The organism is Rhodococcus sp. 24CO, assembly GCF_050586165.1.
In the GTDB taxonomy this organism is placed as follows: domain Bacteria; phylum Actinomycetota; class Actinomycetes; order Mycobacteriales; family Mycobacteriaceae; genus Rhodococcus_F.
The window spans coordinates 209557-232306 of sequence record NZ_JAZFNF010000008.1 but is presented as its reverse complement, the minus strand read 5'-3'; the positions used below and the strand labels follow the sequence as shown (position 1 = coordinate 232306).

The following is a 22750-nucleotide window of genomic DNA, read 5'->3' as shown; positions in this document are numbered from 1 at the left end:
ACTACATTGTCCGATTTTGTGTCGCCTGCTGATTTTTCGTCGGCTGCTGTGTCACGAACTACCACCAAGTACCCCCATATCCAGGACGGACGATCGCTCCCGAATCACTTTTGTGACAAGTTTCCCCCACCATACGGCCAGTCGGGGTCTCGCGCTGTTTACCCGCATCGCGCTCATTCAAGACATATCTCCCACGGAGTGGGACGGCGTGTCCATACCCCCGAACAGACAGTCCATAGCCCCCGAACACACAACGATGCCCACCGCTTCCGAAGAAGTGGCGGGCATCGACGCTTAGTGCACAGTACTGCTTATTTACCGAGTTTCCTGCGCTGCACTCGGGTACGACGAAGCAACTTGCGGTGCTTCTTCTTGGACATGCGCTTGCGACGCTTCTTGATCACTGAACCCATAGCGGGTGTCCCTCACGTTCTTCTATAGCGTTCCTGCGCACGCCGGTCACGTACGCCTGCGCCAAGCAACTGGCGCCTGGCCCTCGTTTTAACTAGCTCAGCGCCTTACGACACCAGCTTGCTGGTACGACAGTTGATTATCGTACCGGTGCGGACTCACTCGACATAAACCGAGCCTCCGGCACAGCTTCTGCTGTGCCCGCGACAGGGCTTACGACGAGCTCGTCCTCTCCGAATCGGCTGGTCAGCCGGCGTCGAAGTACGAGGTTTCGAGATAATCGTGCACCGCTTTCGCATGTACACGGAACGAACGTCCCACTCGAACAGCGGGCAATTCGCCGCTGTGCACCAAGCGGTACACAGTCATCTTCGAGACCCTCATCAGCGTTGCCACTTCGGCAACAGTGAGGAATTGTGTTCCGGCCACAGCCGGCTTCCCGTCGTGGGACGAACCCATGGACGGCTTGTTTGCAGACACCATAAATCCACATACCTCCAGTACGACTCGCGCCGCCGGCTTCCCCTCCGGCGGAACAGACACGTACGTACTAACCCGAGCTTAGCTGTACTTGTGGGGTTAAAGCGACGGGTGTGGCGTAATGGGCGACTATTCGACAGCGGCACCCATCGCCGCAGAACGCGTCTTTGCAGCCTCGAGAGCGCTGTAGAACGCGGTTCGAAGACCGCCTGCCTCTAGTTCACGAACCGCTGCGGCGGTGGTACCCCCTGGCGAGGTCACGGCGGCCCGAAGATCCCCCGCGCTGTCTCCGGTGCGATCGAGCATCGCGGCCGAACCGACCATCGTCTGAACAACCAATTCGGACGCCACTGCGCGAGTGAGGCCGAGACTGACGCCTGCATCGATCATCGCTTCGGCGACCAGGAACATGTATGCCGGACCTGAACCGGAAACGGCCGTGACAGCATCGATCTGTGATTCGGGCACCGTAACGACCTTGCCGACGCTACCCAGAATTCCGCGCACCAATTCCAGGTGCTCGGGCTTGACGTGTCGGCCCGGAGCCAGAACGCTGACCCCTTCGCCGACCAGCATCGGTGTATTCGGCATGACCCGAATCACCGGGAACCCTGCGGGAAGCCGCGTTTCGTAGAACCCGATGGGGATACCGGCGGCGAGCGAGACGATCAACTGCTCGAGATCACCGTCGAGATCTACCTTCGACAGCGCGGTCAGAGCTGCCTCGACGTCGTTCGGCTTGACGGCGATCACGATAACGTCAGCACCCTCGGCTGCGTCCTCGATCGTGGTGACGCGGATGGAGTACTCGGCAATCAGTTCGTCCACGCGCGGCTGATACTGCTCGGCAACAACCAGATCCTTGATCGCATGGCCTGCGTGCAGCAACCCGGAGATCAGCGCTTCGCCGATCTTGCCGCCACCGATAATCGCAATTCTTGTCATGCCGTCAAGCCTGCCACGGCCACATCGAGCGGAATTACCGGGGCATCATGGCCAACTGCCTACTCTGCACCACCACTGCCCCGGTGGAATCGAGAATGTCGTGGTCCTCTTCGAACCACGTGCTGCCCAACACATCCGAACTCGCCCGAACCCGCAGCCAGCCCGGGGCAGGCAGCCTGCGCAGGTACGTCGTCAACTGCACGGTCGGGGCCCAGCCGAAAAGTCCACGGTTCATCGTGACCGGAGCGCTGATGTCTCCCGCCATGATCGCGAACAACACCGCGGTGTCGACATCCGCTTCGTCGTCGGGCCGAGCGCGCACCCACATCCGCACCTCCGGCTCACCCTGGGCACCGGTGAGAAAGTGCGCGGACGTCGTGTCGATCCGCATGTCGCAGCCCTGACCGACATGCACGATCTGCGCCATCGGATGATCACCCTCTACCGCTGCGGCGTGCTCCGACGGTTCCGCAGGCATGTCGTCGATCGACGAGGCGCTCACGAAGGCAGGCACGTCGCCGTCGGGAATGCCGAGTGTGACCGCGGCGCGGACGGCGATCCTTCCCCCCTGACTCAACTCGACGTCCACCAGCGACACCTGACGCCCCTGCTTCTGCACTGTCACTGCCAAATCGACGTCACCCGGATCTGGTGCGGCAAGGTAATTCGCGCTCACAGCGATAGGTTGCATCGCGCGCACACCGTCGTTACCACCGCTGTCGTTGTCGGAAGCGCCGTCGCGCAACGCCGCTCTCGCAGCCGCCGCGCACACTGCCATCATCGACCCGCCGTGAACCTTGGGTCCGATGGTCCAGATCGGGTCGATCGTTGCGCGGAAACGGCCGTTGCCAATCGATTCCAGTCGGTTCAGATCACGAAAAGGGCTGGTGCTCATCAATTTTCCTTCATCTGGGTTGTCGTGTGCTCCGCAGGTGACGTGAACTGTGCGGATCCTAGGTCTTGGTGCGCCAAGCGTCGAAGTGCTGTCAGGACCGGTTCGTACATCGCGGTCCCCAGGACCGCGTACCGAACTGCTTCTTCCGTCGAACCGAGCGGCATCAGATCGATTTCCACTTCGGCGATTCCTCGAATGTGTTCTCCGTAAGCCCGCAGTCGTTCCTCGCTCAACGTCAGACCTGCTCCTTCGAGACCGATCAGCGCTTGTTCCAGATGAGCGACGGCGACGTACCGCGGGTCGTACACCTGCCCGAGAAACTCCAGCACCTTCTGCGCCCGCGGAAAATCGTGCACCGGATCGTGTTCGACGTGGGGTGGCAGCTGGGCGATGGCGCGTCCGATCCGCTCGAATTCGGAGAGGTCAGTCGCCGAGACGAGATCGAGAATCGCGCGAATACGCGGAATGGAGAGGCCCGCCCCGGAAAGCGCTCTGATCAGGCCAAGCCGACGAACGTGATCGTCGCCGTACTGCGCGCCGGTCGCACTGGTGGGCTCGCCCGCCATCAGCAGACCCTCACGCAGGTAGTACTTCACGGTGGGCAGTGCTACGCCGGATCTGGCCGACAGTTCGGAAATCTTCATCGCTCTCCTCGCTCCCGAATTAGATACCGATACTATCCAACCGAACTCCACCCCTGTTCCAGCCCCTGTGTGGACTATCCTCGGACGTTCTAGCGAACACTAAGAATCGATTGTCGAGCGGAGCTCACAGGCACAATGGCAAGAAAACCTTCGGCACCGCCACAGGACGCTGCACTACCCCAGGACGCAACGCTGCCCCAGGACGAGGGGTGGCGCACCGTCGAACCACTCACACTGACGCCGCTCCTCACAGCAGCCCTGGCCACCTTCCACGAATTCGGGTACCACGGAGCCTCCGTCCGCGATATCGCCAAACGCGCCGGCGTCACCGTTCCGACGCTGTATTACCACCACGAAAACAAGCAGGGCATCCTCGTGGCATTGATGATGACCGGCATCGAAGCGGTCACCGACCGGGCACGCGAGGCGGTCGATGTTGCCGGACCCTCCCCCACCCGACAATTCGGAAACCTTGTCGAGGCCGTTGTATTGCACATGACCAGTCGAACGGACATCGCATTCCTCGATTCCGAACTGCGCTACCTCGAAGACACCGAGCGAAAAGCCTATGCCGCCAAGCGAAAGCACCTCGAGAACCTTCTTGCGGACGTACTGACAGCCGGTGTCGAAGAAGGCGAGTTCACGGTGACCGACATCGCCGGCACCGGGCGCGCCATGCTGGGCATGTGCCAATCGGTGTCACTCTGGTTCCGGCCGGACGGCCCGCAGACACCGCACGAAGTCAGTGTCTTCTATCGAGAAATCGCACTCAACGCAGTGGGCGCCGCAGCCACTGTCTGAATTGGCCGGTTCAGTCGAACGTCACATCTGTTCACTGCCACCGAAACCGGGACGCGCCGACGGTCTCGGGTCCACACTTAGATACAGAACGACGGGGTGGACCCGAAGACCGAGGGAGTTCTTGAAGTATGGCCGACAACAATCCATTTGTTCCTCCTAGTGCGGTCGACGTCGACCTCTCTGCGGTCGCGTGGGGCGCGAACCGGACGATGTCCGATTTCGAGACCGGGATGTGGCGGATGGAAGAAGCACAACCACAATTGCGCTCGCCGATCGTCGCGGTGGAAGTCCTCGACCAGGCGCCAGATTGGGATCGTCTACGCGGGGCTGTCGAATGGGCGTCGCACGTCGTACCCCGCATCCGGATGCGCGCTGTCGAACCCACCCTGAACCTGGGCAACCCGGTGTGGTCGGTAGATCCCGAATTCGACATCGGATATCACTTGCGACGCGTCCGTCTACCCGCGCCTGCCGATTTCGATCACGCACTGCGTATGTGCCGCCACCTCGCCACCGAACCGTTCGACAAGGCTCGGCCGCCGTGGAGCGCGCTGCTCATCGAAGGACTGGACGACGGCCGAGCGGTATTTGTCGTGAAAACCCACCACTCCATCACGGACGGCATGGGCGGAATCCAGATGATGACGCTCCTGCACAGCAGGCGCGCCGACCCCACACCGGACAAGCCCGATCGCACCCCGCCGCCGGCAGAGCATCTGTCCTCGATCGGCGCTTTCGGCGAAGAAGTAATCGGCGAGATCCGCCGGGCGCCGTCGCGAGTGGCACGACTCCTGCGCGGCGTCACCAACATCGCGGCCACCGCGATCACACAACCGATCAGCACAACCACCGAGGTCCTGGACTACGCCAACTCGCTGCGTCGAATTGTCACTCCGCCCGCCAGTTCCGGTTCTCCACTCCTACACGAACGCGGTCTCGGCCGCTGGTTCGGAACCTTGGAAGTTGGTGTGCCCGAACTCAAAGCAGGCGCAAAAGCAGCCGGCGGCTCACTCAACGACGCGTACGTCGCAGCGCTGCTCGGCGGATTCCGTCGCTATCACGACGCGTTCGGTCAATCGGTCGACAGTGTTCCCATGGGGATGCCGGTCAGCATGCGCACCGGTTCGGATCCGTCCGGCGGCAACAGATTTGCCGCCGTTCGCTTCAGCGGTCCGATCTCCGAGACGGATCCGGCCAAACGAATCCGGCAGGTCCGCGAAATCGTTCTGAACCTTCGCGAAGAGCCGGCACTCGACGCCCTCGATCTGGCTGCGCCCGTCCTCGCTCGCCTGCCAAATCAGCTCCTCGCGAGCTGGTACCTGTCCCAGTCCACCGGTCTCGATTTGCAAGCGAGCAACGTTGCGGGCGTTCCCGTCCCGGTATATCTTGCCGGCGCGAAGATCGAGCGGATGTTCCCGTTCGGTCCCGCCCCTGGCTGCGCTGTGATGGCAACGTTGGTCTCGCATGTCGGAATCTGCTGCATCGGAATCAATATCGACACCGCAGCCGTCACCAAACCTGCATTACTGATGCAGTGCATCCAAGACAGCCTCGACGAGATCGTGGCCCTCGGAACCACTGCGGAAGGTGTGTGAGTCATGACCGCAGACGCGACCCGGCAGAATGTCTACCTGACCGAGCCGATGACCGAAGACGAAGCCGGTGTTCTGCGAAAGTGGTTGGCCGACAAAGCTCGCGGCACAGCGCAGCCGTCGACTACCGTCGCGATCACCGATCGCACGCTCGGCGAACTGTCCCGCCGAACCGACGACCCGATGCTCGCTCCGTTGCGAGTGGTGTGGCTACCCAGCAACCAAACCGAGCAGAACGTAGTCGGGCGCGTTCGTAATGCGCTCGCCCCGCGAGATCCGTTGCACCCCGGCCGGAGCGCGCAGCGCCGCACACTGCGCACCGACCCCGACCGGTGCCAGGTCATCGAGGGCCAACCCGCGCCGCTCAGCGACCTGTCACGCCGCCTCGACGAAAGCGGCGGCGGATCTTTGCCCGAGTTCATCCGCCGTCAGGCTGCCCTCGCCCTCGAGCGAGCAGAACTCGAATTGATCGGCGGGCAGTACAAGGTGTCGCGATTCGTCGTGGACGAAATCACCGACACCCGGCGCTTCACCACCGAGACCATGGCCCTCGCCGACCGTCTCGGCATCGCTGTTGCCGAAGTGGACCGGCGTGCGCGCGAAGCACTCGAGGAAATGGTTGCCACGCAGAGCCGCCAGGCAATCGCGGTGTGGGATCGTTTGGGACGCTACTTCGCTCGCGCATACACGATTGACGTCGACACCAGCCGATTCGACGAACTGCGGGAGCTCAACAAGGAACATTCACTTGTTTTCCTTCCCAGCCACCGCTCGTATCTCGATCCGCTGGTGCTCCGCCCAGCGCTGATCAACAACGGCCTTCCGCTCAATCATGTGATGGGCGGACTCAACATCAGTTTCTGGCCCATGGGCTCCATCCTCAAGCGCAGTGGCACCGTCTTCATCCGTCGCAGCATCGGCGACGACGAGGTCTACAAGTGGTCGATGCACGAGTACATGCGGTACCTGCTCACCAAACGATTCAACCTCGAGTGGTACATCGAAGGCGGCCGTGGACGCACGGGTAAACTGCGTCCGCCGCGTTTCGGGTTGATGACGTATCTGGCCAAGGCTTTTCACGTCAGCGGCGCCTCCGACGTCTATCTGGTGCCGGTGGCGCTGAGCTACGACCAACTCTACGAAGTCGGTGCCATGGCCGCCGAGGCCCTCGGCGCCGAGAAGAAGCCTGAAGGCCTGCGCTGGATGTTCGGATACGTTCGGGCGCAAGGCAAGAGGAACGGCGTCGCGCACGTCACGATCGGGCGACCGCTTTCCTTTGCCGAAGCACTCCGGCAAGAACCCGACCAGCGCCTGGCCATTCAGAAGGCGGCGATCGAAGTGTGCCACCGCATCAACGAGGTGACGCCGATTACGGTGTCCTCTCTCGCGATGCTCCCCTTCCTCGGAATCGAGGATCGCGCGCTCACCGTCACTGAACTCACCCTCATCCTCACGCCCCTGTTCGAATACATCACGGCGCGCAAACTACCGCTCGCCGGCGATGTGGAACTCGACGATCCGCACGTCATCGACAAGGCACTGCAGACACATGTCGAGTCGGGCGTGCTGATGCATTTCGACAAGGGCGGCGAGAAGGTCTTCTACCTGGGCAAGGATCAAGGTCTTGTTGCAGCGTTCTACCGCAACAACACCATTCATTTCCTCGTTGCCCGGGCAATCGCGGAACTGGTTCTGCAGGCGGCGGTAGACGAGCAGTTCACCGACCCGATCCTCGACGGCTGGAATGAGGCCAAACGCATTCGGGACCTGATGAAGTTCGAGTTCTTCTTCAGCGACCGGGACACCTTCGAAGAAGAGATGCGCACCGAACTGGACCTGATCGACCCCAGTTGGAGCTCGGTCACCGCCGACCCGAACCGCACCGCGCACATCATCGAAGGCGTTCGCCCTTACCTAGCCCACCGTGTACTGCAACCGTTCCTCGAGGCGTACCAGGTGGTGGCCGACCAATTGGTCCTCGCGCCGGTGTCGAAGTCCTTCGACGAAAAGTCGTTCACCCGCAACTGCATCGACGTGGCCCACGAGCGTCGGTTGCGCCAGCAGATCGCCAGCAGCGAATCGGTATCCGGCGAATTGTTTGCCACCGCACTCAATTTGGCCCGCAATCGCAATCTCGTGGAAGCCGTGGACGACGGGGTCACCGCGCGTCGGATTGCCTTCGCCGAGGAACTGCGGGTTCTGGTCGACCGGTTGCGGCGGATCCGCGAACTCGCCCACTCCCGCCTCGACGCGGCAACCAGATCCTATGGCGCCGCAGCCACTCCCAATCCCACCCCTCACGAGGAAGCAGGACCGTGACCGGACTCGAGCGTCTGCACGCCGCGATCAAAGCGGCCCCAGCCGGACCCGACACCATTGCCGCGTTCGACCTGGACGGCACCCTCATCAGCGGGTACTCCGCCAGCGTTGTCTACCGTGATCGACTGCGGCGCTTCGATATCAGCCTCGGCGAACTGCTGCGGACCACCGGCGCCGCCATCGACACCCAGTTTCGCGGTGCCGACGTCGGCGCGCTCATGGACATCGCAGTCCGCGCGCTTACCGGCCGCACCGAGGAAGAACTGAACGACTGGGGCGAGCGGCTGTTCAGGCAGGAAATCGCCGCGATGATCTACCCCGACGCTCGCGAGATTCTCGCGGCGCATCGAAAGGCCGGTCACACCGTTGTGATGGCCACATCGGCCACGCCGTTCCAGGCCCGAGGGGTTGCCGCGGATCTCGACATCGAAGACGTGCTGTGCACGGAAATCGAAGTGATCGACGGCATGCTCACCGGCGACCTGTCGGCGCCGGCACTGTGGGGTCCCGCGAAGGCCGACGCACTCGCGACCTACGCCGAGAAGCGCGGCGTCGATCTGCGGAATGCCTTTGCGTATTCCAATGGTGCCGAAGATGTTCCGATGCTCGAATCCGTCGGCCGCCCCGTCGCCTTGAATCCTGATCGCACCCTGGCGAGTGTCGCGAGGCGCAAGGGCTGGCCATCCGTCACGCTGCGTAAACCACAACGCGGAGCAACTCCCCTCTCGACGGTGCGCACCGCCACCGCGATGGGAGCATTGGCTGCCACTGCTGTGGTGGGCTTCTCGGCCGGCTTGGTCACCGGCAACCGGCAACTGGGAGCCAACCTCGTAGGCACCTACGGCCCGGATATCTCCCTGTCGCTGTTGGGCATCGACGTCGACATCGACGGTGAGCACAACATATGGGATCACCGCCCGGCCGTCTTCATGTTCAATCATCAAAGCTCGCTGGACCTGCTGGTGCTGGGCACCGTTATCAAACGCGACGTGACGGGAGTAGCGAAGAAGGAAGCGGCAAACGATCCTCGGTTCATGCCGATCGGCGCCCTGTTGGACGTCGCGTACATCGATCGATCCAACACTGCCAAGGCCAAGGCGGCATTGCAACCTGCCGTCGACAAGCTGAAAAACGGCGTCTCGATAGTCATCGCACCCGAGGGAACCCGTTCCGCCACACCAAAACTCGGGGCGTTCAAGAAGGGCGCGTTCCACCTGGCCATGCAAGCGGGCGTTCCCATCGTGCCGGTTGTGATCCACAATGCCGGTGAACGCATGTGGCGAAATTCCCTTGTCGCCCATCCCGGCCCGGTCTACGTTTCGGTTCTCGACCCCATCTCGACTACCGGATGGCAACTCGACGACCTCGATTCTCACATCGAGGAAGTGCGCTCACAGTTCGACGCAGCACTCACTGCCGGACATCGCTGAATATCGGACATCACTGAACATCGGACATCACTGACAAGACGGAAGAATCAGGCCAGGTGCTCGCGTGCAAACGCGAGTGCCTGCGCCAGCATCGAGGATCTTTCCCGCCGCGTGCGAGCATTCTGAGTATTGATCTCGAGGACGGCCTGGCCGGTGAAACCTGTTGCGGCCAGGTGTCGGCATATCTCGGCGCAGGGTTGTGATCCGTGGCCGGGAATCAGGTGCTCGTCCATCGACGCGCCTCGCCCGTCCGCGAGGTGCAGATGCTGGAGTCCCTTGCCCATTCTCGCAGCCAGTTCGAATGCGTCCATGCCGGCAGTTGCGGTGTGCGACAAGTCGAGTGTGTAGTGGGAATGATCGGAATCGGTGGGATCGTACGACGGACTGAACGCCGACAATGCAGCTCCTGGACCGCCGCGCTTACGTAGCCGCTCGGCCGAGCGGTCCTTGCCGCCGAAAAAGCTGTCGGCACGCATGGGGAACATATTCTCCACAGCTACGACGACGCTGCTTCGCGATTCGAGGTCTACGACCTGATCCGCAAAGCCGTCGGCGTATTTGCGTTGCCACCGAAAGGGCGGGTGCACAACTACAGTGGTGGCGCCCAACGTCTCCGCAGTGCGGACGGACCGCTCGAGCTTCTCGATCGGATCGGCGCCCCACACGCGCTGCGAAATCAGCAGACACGGCGCGTGTACGGCCTGCACCGGAATCCCGTATTTGCGCACCAACGCCGCAACGCCACCGACGTCCTGGCTGACCGACTCGGCCCACACCATCAATTCGATGCCGTCGTACCCCAAGTCGGCCGCATAGCGAAACGCGGCTTCGGTGTTCTCGGGATAAACCGAGGCCGTCGACAAGCCCACAGCGATCATCGTCGGATCAACCCGAGGTCAACAAGAACGCCAGCGGACCCAAGGTCACGATCATGCCGACAACGACCGCAATCACAAAACTCGTGATGTCGTCCGTTTTCCGCAGAACTCGAACAACCGCGACCAGGCCGACGATAACGATCAGTGCAAGTACCAGCGCGACCCACGGCAGCATGTCCCAGAGCTTCTCGAAACCCTTGAACATCGCGCCACCGATGATGAGCGCAACAACAACCTGTCCAGCCAGGATCGCCCATTCACGGATCGAGTTCCGATCGCCGGCGTCTTCTGCGGTGGCGGACTCGGTCGGTGCAACCTCTTCCACCGCAGCCGGCGGGGACTCCGGCGCAGCAGCGGCAGCGGGTTCCGTCGAACCGGCATTCTCGGCGGGTTCGTCGCTGATCGAGTCCATCATCTCGGTGCTGACATCAGCATCAGCCGAGCTGGGTGCGACTCGCGGAGGCAGGATCGGCGAGCGCATCGACGGATTCTGGGCAACCTCGCGTTCTTGCCGCATCAGGTCACCCGCCAACGTCTGACCGGACAGCAGCGCAGGTTCCTGCGTCACCTTCGGTGGCCCAGCCGGCACCGACTTCCTGGTCGTGGTCTGCGGCACAGCCTGCGCGGGAACAACCGGCACAGCCTGAGTCGGCGCGAGAGGCACGTCCTTCTTCGGTGCGAGAGGTGCCCGGCTGACCCACTGCCCCGGCGCGCTCTTGGAGATCGGCTTGTGAAGGTCGATCTTGGTCTCGTCCGACTCGTCGTTCTCGACCGGCGGCTTGGACTGCGTCACCGGACCCTGAGTGGACTCAGGCTTGGTCTCGACGGAATTGGTCTCGACGGAATTGGTCTCGACAGCATTGGTCTCGACGGCACTGGTCTCGCCAGGCTTGGTTTCAGGCTGCGCCGGGGGTGCATCCGATTCGGCGGCCGAACGTGAACCGGCAGGCCGAACGATCGGAATTTCGCCGGTGAGCTCAGCTACGGAGATACCTCCGGCTACGCCCCTACGACGACGCCCACCGCGGGATTCGACCGTCTGACCGTTCCGCTTGAGCAGTTCCGCTACGGAAATCTGCTGACTGTCCTCGGCCATCAAGCACTCACCACCAATTCACCGCCCATTTCTGTGTCGAGCTTCCGCAGAATCAGACCCTCGCGCAATGCCCACGGACAAATTTCGAGTTCGTCCACTCCGAGCGCTCGCATGGTTGCTTCTGCGATGAGTGCGCCGGCCACAATCTGCTGTGACCGATCTGCACTCACTCCTTCCAATTCTGCACGGTCTGACGCCGTCATCCTGGATATGAAGGCTATGAGTTGCCTGAGTCCGCTGGCTGTCAGGGTCCGTTTGGCACGCGGCCCGGCTGCGGATGGGGCCGCGCCGGTGAGCCTGGCCAAGGAGCGGAAGGTCTTCGAGGTGCCCACGGTCCGGTCCCAGTCGCCGGCGCCGCGGAGTTCCTTGGCTGGTCCGAGCAGTTCTGCGTCCAACCAGTCACGGAGTACGGCGACGCGGCGCTTGCCGGGCGGGTCGGCGTGGAGCCAATCCCGGGTGAGCCGGCCTGCGCCGAGTTGGAGCGAGAACGCGACGTCGGGATCCTCGTCGCCGCCTGCGGTCAGTTCGAGTGAACCGCCACCGATATCGAGGTTCAGGATGCGTCCGGCGCTCCAGCCGTACCAACGGCGGACCGCAAGGAAGGTCAATCGGGCTTCGTCGACACCGGAGAGCACCTCGAGTCCTACGCCGGTCTCGGCGCGCACGCGGGCGAGCACTGCTTCGGAATTGTTGGCGTCGCGCACGGCGGAGGTGGCAAAAGCCATCATTTCCTCGCATCCGGACATTTTGGCGATACCGGCGAATTCCGCGACTGTGGAGACCAGCCGATCGGCTCCGACGACGGTGATGTCTCCGCCGTCGTCGGTGTTTTCCGCGAGCCGCAAAGTCGCCTTGGTGGAGCTCATGGGTGTGGGGTGGCCGCCACGGTGGGCGTCCACTACCAGTAGATGAACGGTGTTGCTTCCGACGTCGAGTACCCCTAGTCGCACATCGCCACGTTACTGGGTCTACGGTCTGCCCTTGTGACAGCAGGTAACCCAGACCGGTCCCACAAGATGACTCCAAGCCCCGAGGTCGACCTCGATTTCCCGCGCGAGTGGGTCGAATTTGTCGACCCCGACAACTCCGAACACCTCATTGCCGCCGATATGACGTGGCTGCTCTCGCACTGGACCTGCGTGTTCGGTACTCCGGCATGCCAGGGAATTCTCGGCGATCGTCCCGACGACGGCTGTTGCTCGCACGGCGCGTTTCTCTCCGATCAGGAAGATCAGGACAAGCTCGATGCGTCAGTGAAACTGCTCACAGCCGAGGACTGGCAGTTCATGGAGAAGGGTCTCGGCAAGAAGGGCTACGTCGAGGAAGACGACCTCGAGGACGAGCCGGCGCTGCGCACCCGCCGCTACAAGGGCGCGTGCATTTTCCTGAATCGGCCGGGTTTTGCGGGCGGTCAGGGCTGCGCGCTTCACTCCATGGCACTCAAGAAGGGCATCGAGCCGCTCGAGGTGAAGCCGGACGTGTGCTGGCAGCTTCCGATCCGCCGTACCCAGGACTGGGTGGACCGGCCGGACGGGGTTCAGATCCTCAAGACCACGATCACCGAGTACGACCGCCGCGGCTGGGGCGAGGGCGGCGACGACCTGTCCTGGTACTGCTCCGGCTCGCCCGACGCTCATGTCGGTCAGAAGCAGGTGTGGCAGTCGTACGCCCCCGAGTTGACCGAGCTACTCGGGAAAGCCGTTTACGACGAGCTGGCTCGCCTCTGTAGGCGCCGGGCCGGGCTCGGCCTTGTAGCAGTCCATCCGGCAACCACGATCGCTCAGAACAAAGCTCAGGCGTGAAAAAAAGTTCAGCCGCCCCACACAGTGTGTGGGGCGGCTGAACTTTTTCGTATGCCTTCAGGCTTCGAGCTTGTATCCCAGGCCACGCACGGTCACGAGATGTTCCGGCTTGGCCGGGTCCGCTTCGATCTTGGAACGCAGCCGCTTCACGTGCACGTCAAGGGTTTTGGTGTCGCCGACGTAGTCCGCTCCCCACACACGATCGATCAACTGGCCGCGGGTGAGCACGCGTCCGGAGTTGCGGAGCAAGTATTCGAGGAGATCGAACTCCTTGAGCGGCAACGTGATCGCATTGCCACCCACCTGAACGACGTGGCGTTCGACGTCCATCCGGACCGGTCCGGCTTCGAGGACACCGTTGTCCGACCCCAGGTCTGCCTCGTTCTCGACGCCACGGCGCAGCACGGCCCGGATACGGGCAATGAGCTCGCGGGCCGAATACGGCTTGGTCACGTAGTCGTCCGCACCGAGTTCGAGGCCGACAACCTTGTCGATCTCGCTGTCGCGTGCCGTCACCATGATGACGGGCACACCGGAACGAGTGCGCAGCGCCTTGCACACGTCGGTACCGCTCATACCGGGCAGCATGAGGTCCAGCAGCACGATGTCTGCGCCGGAACGATCGAATTCCGCCAACGCCGACGGACCGTCGTTGACGATGGTGGTTTCGAACCCTTCCTTGCGGAGCAGGAACGCCAGCGGATCCGCCAACGACTCCTCGTCCTCCACGATCAGCACCCTCGTCATCGTTTGGCCTCCATGCCTGTGTCTTTACTGCCTGAGTCTCGTCTACCGCTTCGCCCGGAACCGAGTGTTCCCGCGTCGCCGTCGTCGAGGTCGTCGGTCTCCTCCACATGCGCTGGTATCTGCAAGGTGAAGGTGGACCCGGTTCCTGGTTTGCTCCATACGTCGATGGAGCCGTTGTGGTTGGCCGCTACGTGTTTGACTATCGCGAGCCCCAGTCCGGTACCTCCGGTCTGGCGTGATCGCGCTTTGTCGACCCGGAAGAATCGCTCGAATACGCGTTCCTGGTCGGCTTTTGCGATTCCCTCGCCGCGATCGGTCACGGCGATGGCGACGTTGCCACCGCGCATCGAGCGACTGACCGACACCGGAGAACCCTTGGGCGAGTACGCAATCGCATTCTCGATGAGATTGGACAATGCGGTGACGAGCAACGTCTGATCGCCGAGAACTTCAAGTCCACTCGGATGATCGGTGGTGACGGTGATCTCGGCTGCCTCGGCCGACAACCTCGACCTCGACAATGCTTCGGAGACAACGGTATCCACGTCCACGACATCGAGGTCGGGAAGTTTCTCGGCTCCCTGCAATCGTGAAAGCGCGATCAGTTCCGTCACCATCTTGCCGAGGCGAATCGACTCGCTGTGCACTCGTTCGCCGAAGTGCCGCACCGATTCCGGATCGTCGGCGGATTCCAGCAAGGCTTCTGCCAGCAAACTCATTGCCCCGACCGGGGTTTTGAGTTCGTGACTGACGTTCGCAACGAAGTCGCGTCTCGTCGCCTCCATGCGAACCTGCTCGGAATCGTCGTCTGCGAACAGGACCACGAAATTGCGCTCGTCCTTGCTGAGCAAACGCGCCACGCCACGCACCGCGATCTTGTCGCGTCCGCGCTGCACGGTTGTCGCCGTCAGATCCACTTCGACGGGTTGTCCGGTCTCGAGCACCTTCAGGGCTGCCTGCCACGCCCGCTCTTCGACGCGGCGATTCTTGACCAGTCCCAACTCTTCCGCGCGGGGATTGAACAACACCACGTCGTGGTAGCCGTCGACTACGGCGATGCCGCTCTCGGACGCAAGAACGATCAGGTCCAGGACCTGCGACATGGTCAACCCGGTCTGTTCCGCAGCACGTTCCCGGTGCCGTGAGCTCAGCCTCGGAATCAGCACACCTCCGACGAGGTATCCGATCAAGCCGCCGACCACGATCAGCAGCACTGCAGTTGCGACACTCACGGCGCAATCGTACGTTCGCGCGTCGGGTGGGTTACGGCGGGTTCGAGCATTTCCGCCCACGTCATCCGCCCGGCGGGCGGCGTTGGCGCGCCGTTCATCTGCTGTTCGCCGAAGCCCCCCGAACAGTCAGTTCGAGGGGCTTCGGAGGTCATCATGTCGACGCTACTTCGCGCCCTGATTCGCAACTGCGGCAGCGCCTGCGGCGGCCGCCTCGGGATCGAGGTAGGTGCCGCCCGGGTTGAGCGGCTGCAGGTTCTCGTCGAGGTCGTAACGCAGCGGGATGCCCGTCGGGATGTTGAGACCGGCGATGTCCTCGTCGGAAATACCGTCGAGGTGCTTGACCAAGGCGCGCAGCGAATTGCCGTGCGCGGTGACCAGAACGTTCTTACCTGCGAGCAGGTCCTGGGAGATCGTGTCCTCCCAGTACGGGATCAACCTCTTGACGACGTCGAGCAGGCACTCGGTCAGCGGCACCTCGTCGAGGTTTGCGTAACGAGGATCGGTGTCCTGGCTGTATTCGCTGCCCGCTTCGATGGCCGGCGGCGGCGTGTCGTAGCTACGACGCCACAGCATGAACTGCTCGTTGCCGTACTCCTCTTTGGTCTGAGCCTTGTTCTTGCCCTGCAGGGCGCCGTAGTGGCGCTCGTTGAGACGCCAGTCACGGACCACGGGGATCCAGTGGCGATCGGCCGCATCGAGTGCGAGATTGGCGGTGCTGATCGCGCGGCGAAGCAGCGAGGTGTAGAGGACGTCGGGCAGCAGGCCGTGCTCGGCGAGCAGTTCGCCGGCGCGCTTGCCTTCGGCCATGCCCTTGTCGGTCAGGTGTACGTCCACCCAGCCGGTGAACAGATTGAGTGCATTCCATTCGCTCTCGCCGTGGCGAAGCAGGACCAGTGTTCCGATACTCATGCCGTTCATCCTGGCATGAGTACCGGAACACGTCTTGATCAACCCTGCGTCGAAATCAGCTCTGCGCTGCTTCCGCGGTGCGCAGATCCTTGCGGAGAATCTTTCCGGCCGCAGACTTGGGGACCGTACTGATGAAGGCAACCTTGCGAACCTTCTTGTGCGGTGAGACGCGCTCGGCGACAAACGCGATGACGTCGGCCTCGGACAACGCGGCACCGTCCTGCAGTACGACAAACGCCTTCGGCACTTCCTCGCCCTCCTCGTCGAGTACTCCGATGACGGCGGCGTCGGCGATCTGAGGGTGAGTGAGCAGCAGAGCTTCGAGTTCTGCCGGCGGTACCTGGTAGCCCTTGTACTTGATCAGTTCCTTGAGACGGTCGACGATGGTCACGACACCTTCGGCGTCGACGGTCGCAATGTCGCCGGTACGCAGGTAACCGTCGGCGTCGAGGGTGTCTTTGGTTGCCTGCTCGTTCCCGAGGTACCCGGCCATGATGTTCGGGCCCTTGCACCACAGTTCACCTGGCGTACTGACCTCACCGGAACCGGCCGCCGGGTAGGCGACCTCTTCACCGGTGCCCGGATCGACGAGTTTGCATTCCATGTTCGCGATGGTCGGGCCGCACGAGTCGAGCGGCATGTCGTCCCGGTCGAACGGAATCGCATGGCTGACCGGGCTCATCTCGGACATTCCGTAGCCCTGACGGACCCGGCAGTTCAGGCGATCGGCAACAGCCTTTCCGAGTGCGGCATCGAGCGGGGCGGCACCGGAGAAAATCGTGTGCACACTCGACAGGTCGTACTGGTCGACCAGTGGATGCTTCGCCAACGCAACCGCGACGGGCGGCGCGACAAAGATGTACGTCGACTTGTGCTCGGCGACGATCCGCAGAAATTCCACGAGGTCGAACTTCGGCATCGTGATCAGGCTCGCCCGGGCGTAGAGCGCGGCGTTGAGCAGCACCGTCATGCCGTAGATGTGGAAGAACGGCAGGACCGCGAGAATCTTGTCGTCGGAGCCGATGCCCATCCGCGGCATGATCTGGCAGACATTCGCGACCAGGTTGCGATGGGTGAGCATGACGCCCTTGGGACGGCCGGTGGTGCCGGACGAGTACGGCAGCACCGCGAGTTGGGTGGCCGGATCGAAGGAAACCTCGGGCGGCGTCGCACCTTCACCGAGCAGATCGCGCAGCGAGAGGTGTCCTTCGGCGCCGTCGAGGACAAACACGTTCTCCGCCGGGATGCCGACATCGTCGGCCGCCGCCTTGGCTTGCGGAAGGAGCGGAGAGACCGTGAAGAGGAACGTGGCCTTCGAGTCGGTGAGCTGCTTGGCGATGTCCTCGGCGGTGTAGAGAGCGTTGATGGTGGTCGCAACGCCTCCGGCACGCAAGATGCCGTGGAAGACGGATCCGAAGGCCGGGACGTTCGGTGAATGCAGAGCGACCACGTCTCCCACGGCGAGTCCGCGCGCGGCGAGGGCTCCGGCAACGCCGTTGATCTGCGCGATCAGCGAGGCGTACGTGGTGACGGTGCCCGAAGCGCCCTCGACAAACGCGGTCTTGTCGAGATCAGCGGGTTCGATGTTTCCGAACAGGAATTCGTAGACGCTGACGTTGGGGATGTCGACGTCGGGAAACGGACTCTTGAAGCTCAACGGTGCTCCTCGTGAAGGTTGCGCGGCAAGGTGACGAACAATTTACTGTGACTTACGGAAACAGCATTATTCCGTGATGGTAGTCACAAAGTAAAGAGCACCTTACGGGACACATCACCGATGTGTCTCACACAATTACTTCTCGACGGCAGCGTCCACTTCCTCTGCGTCTTCCTCTGCGTCCGCTTCGTCGATCAGATGCTTGAACGGTTGCAGGTTCGCCAGCGACTCCCCACGCGAGACGCGCCATGCCCATTCCCGCTTGATGGACGAGAAGAATCCGAGTTCGAGGATGACATTGAAATCGCCGTCCGCAGCCTCGAGGACCTGGCCGAGAACCCGATCGAGTTCGTCACCGGTCACCGCATGCTCGGAGATCTTGCCGACGAGGTAGATGTCCCCGACCTTGTCGAGCGTGTACGCCACCCCGTACAGACGACGGTTCCGCTTGAGCAGGAACTTGTAGACACCCTCGAAGTTCTCGTCGACCTTGCGGCACACAAAGGCTTCGACCCGCACGCCATGGTTCCCGACGGTCAGCAAAGTCGACGTCTTGAGTTTGTGCTCACCGGGAAGTTCGACGATGAAATGGGTACCGTCGCGCTTCGTGAATTCGAGTTCACGCTCGGTGAGGGCCTGCTCGATGGTGTCGGAAATACTGCTCATGTACGCACTCCTCCGGTCCGTCGCAGACGCCACAGTCCCCGCGCGCGGCGGGGTGAGAAGTCACTCGGACCGGTTCCGTTGTTGTAGTTGACGGCGGCTTTGCGGTAGCTCTCGAGGAGTCCGTCTGCGGTGTGTTCCCACGAGAAGTTCTCCGCGTGACGGGGAGCGCGCTCCGCCAGAGTTTCCAGACGCGCGGGTTCGGTGACCAGCGTTTCGAGAGCGCCTGCCCAATCCTGCGTCTTGTGCCCCTGCACCAGAAGACCGGTCTCACCGTTGCGAACGGCAACACCCAAACCACCGACGTCAGCGGCGATCACGGGAGTCCCACAGGCTTGAGCCTCGATGGCCACCAGGCCGAATGATTCCGAATAGCTCGGTACCGCAACAAGATCCGAAGCCCGATACACATCGACCAGCCGCGTCGGCGCTTGCGGCGGCAGGAAGGTCACCTGCGCCGTGATGCCGAGGGTGCTTGCGAGTTCGATCAAGACGTCCGGCTGAGCCAGTCCGGTGCCGGAGGGACCACCGACGACCAAGATCCGCAGCGGCAATCCGGGATGGCGGCTGATGACTTCCGCAGCGGCCCGGAGCAGGACGTCCGGCGCCTTGAGCGGTTGAATGCGACCGACAAACGTCACGATCACTTCACTGGGATTCAGCCCCAACGACGCCCTGGCCCGATCACGATCACCCGGACGATAGAGCGTCAGATCTGCGCCTGGCGCGACGACGTCGATGCGCGTCGGGTCGGCCCCGTACAACTCGTGGAGCGCTTTGGCTTCGTCGGTGGTGTTGGCAACAAGTCGATCGGACTCGGCCACAACCTGTTGCTCCCCGATCTGTCGAGCGGCGGGTTCGGGCGTATCCCCCTCTGCCATCGACAGGTTCTTGACAGCGGCAAGAGTGTGCGCGGTGTGGACGAGCGGAACGCCCCAGCGGTCCCGCGCCAACCAGCCGACCTGCCCGGACAGCCAATAGTGCGAGTGAATCAGGCTGTAATAGCCCGGTTCACGACGCGCTTCCTCTCGCAGGACTCCGGCGACAAACGCGCAGAGTTGCGTCGGGAGATCTGCCTTGTCGAGGCCCTCGAACGGACCGGCGGCGACGTTGCGCACCCGAACGCCCGGTGCGGCTTCGACGACGGGAGCGTCTGCCGATGACGTCGCGCGGGTGAAAATCTCCACCTCGACACCACGTTTTGCCAACTGAATCGCGGATTGCAGGACGTAGACGTTCATCCCACCTGCATCACCGGTGCCTGGTTGCGCCAAGGGCGAGGTGTGGACCGACAGTACGGCCACCCGGCGAGGGCGCGAAGTGTGCGTGGGTGTCACGACTCCATAGTGCCCTCTCACCGGGCGCGAACTCTAACCGAGGCTGGAGACGAACGTTCTCACTTCGGACACGAATCGGGTCGGATCCTCGACGAACGGCCCGTGATCGCAGCCGTCCCAGTACGAGGACTGCGACTTCGGAATCAGCTCTTCGGCGTGCTTACCTGCACTCACGTCGACGACGGAGTCTTCCGTGCCGTGCAGAACCAGCGCCGGAATGTCGAGGGAACGGAGCAGTTCGTCGTGACCGACCGCACGGTTGAACAGTGCGGCCCGCACGCGCGGGCGGGTCGCAAGGCTCGCACCGAACAGGGCCTGCGACTGGGCGCCTTTGCCTTCCGGCGGGCCGGTAAGCGCGTTGCCGAACGCGCCGAGTGCCCGAATTGCCTCACGGGGATCTTCCGACATGGCACCGGGAACAGCGCTGCGCATCGCCGCACCCACCTTGCCGCCCTTCTCGCCGCGTCCGATGCTCGTGATCGCTCCGACCAGAACGACGCCGGCCACAGCGTCTGTCCCGTGCGCTGCCAGGTAATCGCAGATCACGAGCCCGCCGTACGACCACCCGAGCAGCACGGCCTTTTCGATGACGCCCTCGGCTGCCAGGACAGCGGCAACATCGCCGGCCCAGTTCGCGCTGTTGTCGTAACCGCTTTCGGGGGCGTCGGAGTATCCGTGGCCGCGTAGGTCGACGGCGATCAACCGGTGCGAGGACGCCAGTTCACTCAGAACCTGCTCACCCCAGCACTGCGAGGACTGTGCCCAGCCGTGCAGTAGGACCAGCGGAGTTGCTTCCGGGTTTCCGGTTACGCGGTAGACGATGGACGTGCCGTCGACGCTGACGGCTTCACGAATAGACATGCCGTCACGATAGAGGCTGTGACCGCTGCGCCGACGGCAAGCGTGTACGCCGACGAGACTCCGTAGCGGTCGATCAGCTGCCCAGCCAGCGCGGATCCGAGCGCCACGCCGACGCCGAGGCCGGTCACCGTCAGCGTCATACCTTCGGTGAGTTTCTCGGGTGGAACGATCTGCTCGACAAGAGCGGTGGCGATGATGAGCGTCGGCGCGATTGTCGCGCCGGCCAGGATGTAGGCCGCTGCCAGTCCCGCGACGTTGCCGACCAGCAGGAGCGGAATGCTCAGCACGGTGACGGCAAGGGACGCGATCATCAGCTGTCCGCGTAGGGAGCGAGTCGGGTGCCGAGAGCCGAACACCAAGCCCACGATCCCTGATCCGCCGGCAAACAGGGCGAGGACGACGGTCGCCGACCCGGGAGAGTTCTGTTCCTGGGTAAACGCGATTGCTCCTACGTCGATGACGCCGAACATGGTTCCCAGCATCACCATCACGATGATGACGATCCACATCGCCGGATTGGCGAGAACCGAGCGTCCCCGGCCCGGTGTGCGTGGATAAATCTTGGGTTCCGTCGACCGCTGCGCCACGAGAAGGAGCGTGCCGACCACAAGAAGAATTACTCCCGCCAGCGGACCGGCTTCGGGAAACAACCCGATACTCAGACCGACCGAGAGCACCGGCCCCACCACGAAACAGAGTTCGTCGACGACGGATTCGAACGCAAAAGCGGTGCGCAACTCAGGTTTACCGACGTAGATCGAAACCCACCTGGCGCGAACCATCGCACCGATCGTCGGGGTCGCTCCGGCCGGGATCACCAGAGCGAACAGCAGCCAGTCCGGCGCTTCGAATCTCACGGACAGCAGCAGCGCACCGATCGAGATAGCGCTGACCGCAGCGGCCAGGGGCAGAACCGCGCGCTGCCCGAAGCGATCCACCGTGCGGGACACCAACGGCGCAATGACGGCGCAGGAAAGCGCGAACACTGCGGCGAGCGCGCCTGCCAACCCGTAGTCACCACGAAGTTGCGAGATCATCGTCACGATTCCGATGCCGATCATCGCGATCGGCAACCGCGCGATGAAACCGGCGGCGGAGAAGGCAACCGCGCCAGGGGCGGCGAATATTTCGCGATATGCCCCCATCAGGCCTTTATCGTCGGAACTGGTCATGACTGATTCTCGTGCACCACACAAGGTTCACAGAATATGTGCAGCCACCACAAATCCCGGGCCGAGTTGACCTGTCGGTAGCTTGCCCTACGATTGCGCGAATGAGTGTCCTGGTGTGTTTCCACGCCCATCCCGACGACGAAGTATTCATCACGGGTGGCGTCATGAGAATGGCTGCCGACGCGGGTCACCGCGTTGTTGTCGTCACGGCCACCGACGGTGCGCTGGGTGAGTATCCCGACGGCCTGTTGGACGAGTACGAATCATTGGCGGAGCGTCGCAGCCGCGAACTCGAGGCATCCACCGATGCCCTCGGTGCCAGCCGGGTCGTGTCGTTGCACTATCCGGATTCCGGAATGGTCGGCACCCCCGAGAACGAGAATCCCGGCGCTTTCTGCAATGCCGAAGTCGACGAGGCGGCCGAGCGTCTGGCAGAAGTTCTTCGCGAGGAGAACGCCGACATCCTGACTATCTACGACGCCAACGGTGGTTACGGTCACCCGGACCACATTCAGGTGCATTACGTCGGCATTCGGGCAGCTGAACTCGCGGGCACACCGCTCGTGTACGAGGCGTCCACCAACCGCGATCACATGAAGATGCTGATGCTGGCCAATCCGGAGTGGACGGAAGAAGCGCAGCCACCGGACATCGAGACGTTCGGTCTTCCGGCCGAACAGCTCACCACGGCCGTCGACGTCAGTTCGGTCATCAGCTCCAAGCGTGCGGCCATGTACGCGCACGCGACACAGGTCGGGGATTTCGGGCCGTTCCTCGACATGCCCACCGAGCAACTCACCGCGGCGTTCGGTACCGAGTGGTTCCGTCGACGCAACGCCCCGGACGGCCTGTCGGAAACTGCGCTTCCGCTGTAGCCGA

22 protein-coding genes are annotated in these 22750 nt (G+C 62.8%); 6 read left to right on the top strand and 16 right to left on the bottom strand.

What is annotated here, in order from left to right:
- Positions 1-311: 311 nt before the first annotated feature.
- The 5 genes from V2B23_RS21305 to V2B23_RS21285 form a co-directional block, all read right to left on the bottom strand.
- Positions 312-413 carry a 30S ribosomal protein bS22 gene (locus tag V2B23_RS21305; protein ID WP_003402602.1) on the bottom strand — a complete coding sequence of 34 codons (102 nt, stop codon included), beginning with the start codon at positions 411-413 and terminating at the stop codon, positions 312-314.
- A 244-nt stretch (positions 414-657) separates the two neighbouring features.
- Positions 658-894 (bottom strand): helix-turn-helix domain-containing protein, encoded by a 237-nt coding sequence (locus tag V2B23_RS21300; RefSeq protein ID WP_003941845.1) that lies wholly within the window; start codon positions 892-894, stop codon positions 658-660.
- A gap of 126 nt (positions 895-1020) precedes the next feature.
- Positions 1021-1836, bottom strand: a complete 816-nt coding sequence (proC, locus tag V2B23_RS21295; protein WP_430952166.1) for a pyrroline-5-carboxylate reductase — start codon at positions 1834-1836, stop codon at positions 1021-1023.
- Between the two features lie 34 nt (positions 1837-1870).
- Complete coding sequence (locus tag V2B23_RS21290) at positions 1871-2731, bottom strand: thioesterase family protein (RefSeq protein WP_430952165.1); 861 nt, start codon at positions 2729-2731, stop codon at positions 1871-1873.
- Positions 2731-3375, bottom strand: coding sequence for a MerR family transcriptional regulator (locus V2B23_RS21285; RefSeq protein ID WP_430952164.1), 645 nt, complete (start codon positions 3373-3375; stop codon positions 2731-2733). Before V2B23_RS21285 ends, V2B23_RS21290 begins: the two co-directional genes overlap by 1 nt.
- 135 nt (positions 3376-3510) lie before the next feature.
- Here V2B23_RS21285 and V2B23_RS21280 point away from each other — a divergent pair, with 135 nt between their 5' ends.
- The 4 genes from V2B23_RS21280 to V2B23_RS21265 all read left to right on the top strand — a co-directional run bounded on the left by V2B23_RS21280 (position 3511) and on the right by V2B23_RS21265 (position 9517).
- Positions 3511-4176 (top strand): TetR/AcrR family transcriptional regulator, encoded by a 666-nt coding sequence (locus V2B23_RS21280; protein ID WP_430952163.1) that lies wholly within the window; start codon positions 3511-3513, stop codon positions 4174-4176.
- Positions 4177-4304: 128 nt separating this feature from the next.
- Positions 4305-5771 (top strand): wax ester/triacylglycerol synthase domain-containing protein, encoded by a 1467-nt coding sequence (locus tag V2B23_RS21275; RefSeq protein ID WP_430952162.1) that lies wholly within the window; start codon positions 4305-4307, stop codon positions 5769-5771.
- 3 nt (positions 5772-5774) lie between these two features.
- Positions 5775-8087 (top strand): glycerol-3-phosphate 1-O-acyltransferase, encoded by a 2313-nt coding sequence (locus V2B23_RS21270; RefSeq protein ID WP_430952161.1) that lies wholly within the window; start codon positions 5775-5777, stop codon positions 8085-8087.
- Positions 8084-9517 carry an HAD-IB family hydrolase gene (locus V2B23_RS21265; RefSeq protein WP_430952160.1) on the top strand — a complete coding sequence of 478 codons (1434 nt, stop codon included), beginning with the start codon at positions 8084-8086 and terminating at the stop codon, positions 9515-9517. Before V2B23_RS21270 ends, V2B23_RS21265 begins: the two co-directional genes overlap by 4 nt.
- Before the next feature lie 47 nt (positions 9518-9564).
- Here the strand turns inward: V2B23_RS21265 and V2B23_RS21260 are convergent, their stop codons facing one another.
- Genes V2B23_RS21260 through V2B23_RS21250 form a run of 3 tightly spaced genes read right to left on the bottom strand, consistent with a single transcriptional unit; the run spans position 9565 to position 12441 of the window.
- Complete coding sequence (locus V2B23_RS21260; RefSeq protein WP_033235501.1) at positions 9565-10395, bottom strand: sugar phosphate isomerase/epimerase family protein; 831 nt, start codon at positions 10393-10395, stop codon at positions 9565-9567.
- A 7-nt stretch (positions 10396-10402) separates the two neighbouring features.
- Complete coding sequence (locus tag V2B23_RS21255; RefSeq protein ID WP_430952159.1) at positions 10403-11491, bottom strand: hypothetical protein; 1089 nt, start codon at positions 11489-11491, stop codon at positions 10403-10405.
- Complete coding sequence (locus V2B23_RS21250; RefSeq protein WP_430952158.1) at positions 11491-12441, bottom strand: hypothetical protein; 951 nt, start codon at positions 12439-12441, stop codon at positions 11491-11493. The genes V2B23_RS21255 and V2B23_RS21250 overlap by 1 nt, the downstream gene beginning before the upstream one ends.
- A 66-nt stretch (positions 12442-12507) precedes the next feature.
- On the opposite strand from V2B23_RS21250, the gene V2B23_RS21245 reads away from it, so the two are divergent.
- Complete coding sequence (locus V2B23_RS21245; protein WP_430952157.1) at positions 12508-13293, top strand: hypothetical protein; 786 nt, start codon at positions 12508-12510, stop codon at positions 13291-13293.
- A 57-nt stretch (positions 13294-13350) separates the two neighbouring features.
- Here the strand turns inward: V2B23_RS21245 and V2B23_RS21240 are convergent, their stop codons facing one another.
- The 8 genes from V2B23_RS21240 to V2B23_RS21205 all read right to left on the bottom strand — a co-directional run bounded on the left by V2B23_RS21240 (position 13351) and on the right by V2B23_RS21205 (position 21871).
- On the bottom strand, positions 13351-14040 hold the full coding sequence (locus tag V2B23_RS21240) for a winged helix-turn-helix domain-containing protein (protein WP_430952156.1): 690 nt from the start codon (positions 14038-14040) through the stop codon (positions 13351-13353).
- On the bottom strand, positions 14037-15272 hold the full coding sequence (locus tag V2B23_RS21235) for a sensor histidine kinase (protein ID WP_430952155.1): 1236 nt from the start codon (positions 15270-15272) through the stop codon (positions 14037-14039). The genes V2B23_RS21240 and V2B23_RS21235 overlap by 4 nt, the downstream gene beginning before the upstream one ends.
- 162 nt (positions 15273-15434) lie before the next feature.
- The gene (locus V2B23_RS21230) at positions 15435-16190 is read right to left on the bottom strand and encodes a phosphoglyceromutase (RefSeq protein WP_185993285.1); all 756 of its coding nucleotides are present in this window, start codon (positions 16188-16190) and stop codon (positions 15435-15437) included.
- A 46-nt stretch (positions 16191-16236) separates the two neighbouring features.
- Entirely contained in the window at positions 16237-17838 is a 1602-nt protein-coding gene (locus V2B23_RS21225) for an AMP-binding protein (RefSeq protein ID WP_430952154.1), read from the bottom strand.
- 135 nt (positions 17839-17973) lie between these two features.
- Entirely contained in the window at positions 17974-18504 is a 531-nt protein-coding gene (locus V2B23_RS21220) for a YbjN domain-containing protein (RefSeq protein WP_430952153.1), read from the bottom strand.
- On the bottom strand, positions 18501-19859 hold the full coding sequence (gene mshA / locus V2B23_RS21215) for a D-inositol-3-phosphate glycosyltransferase (protein WP_430952152.1): 1359 nt from the start codon (positions 19857-19859) through the stop codon (positions 18501-18503). The genes V2B23_RS21220 and mshA overlap by 4 nt, the downstream gene beginning before the upstream one ends.
- Before the next feature lie 12 nt (positions 19860-19871).
- Positions 19872-20699, bottom strand: coding sequence for an alpha/beta fold hydrolase (locus V2B23_RS21210; RefSeq protein WP_430952151.1), 828 nt, complete (start codon positions 20697-20699; stop codon positions 19872-19874).
- Positions 20645-21871, bottom strand: a complete 1227-nt coding sequence (locus V2B23_RS21205) for an MFS transporter (RefSeq protein ID WP_430952150.1) — start codon at positions 21869-21871, stop codon at positions 20645-20647. Before V2B23_RS21205 ends, V2B23_RS21210 begins: the two co-directional genes overlap by 55 nt.
- Positions 21872-21972: 101 nt before the next feature.
- On the opposite strand from V2B23_RS21205, the gene V2B23_RS21200 reads away from it, so the two are divergent.
- Positions 21973-22746 (top strand): PIG-L family deacetylase, encoded by a 774-nt coding sequence (locus V2B23_RS21200; RefSeq protein ID WP_430952149.1) that lies wholly within the window; start codon positions 21973-21975, stop codon positions 22744-22746.
- Positions 22747-22750 lie beyond the last annotated feature (4 nt).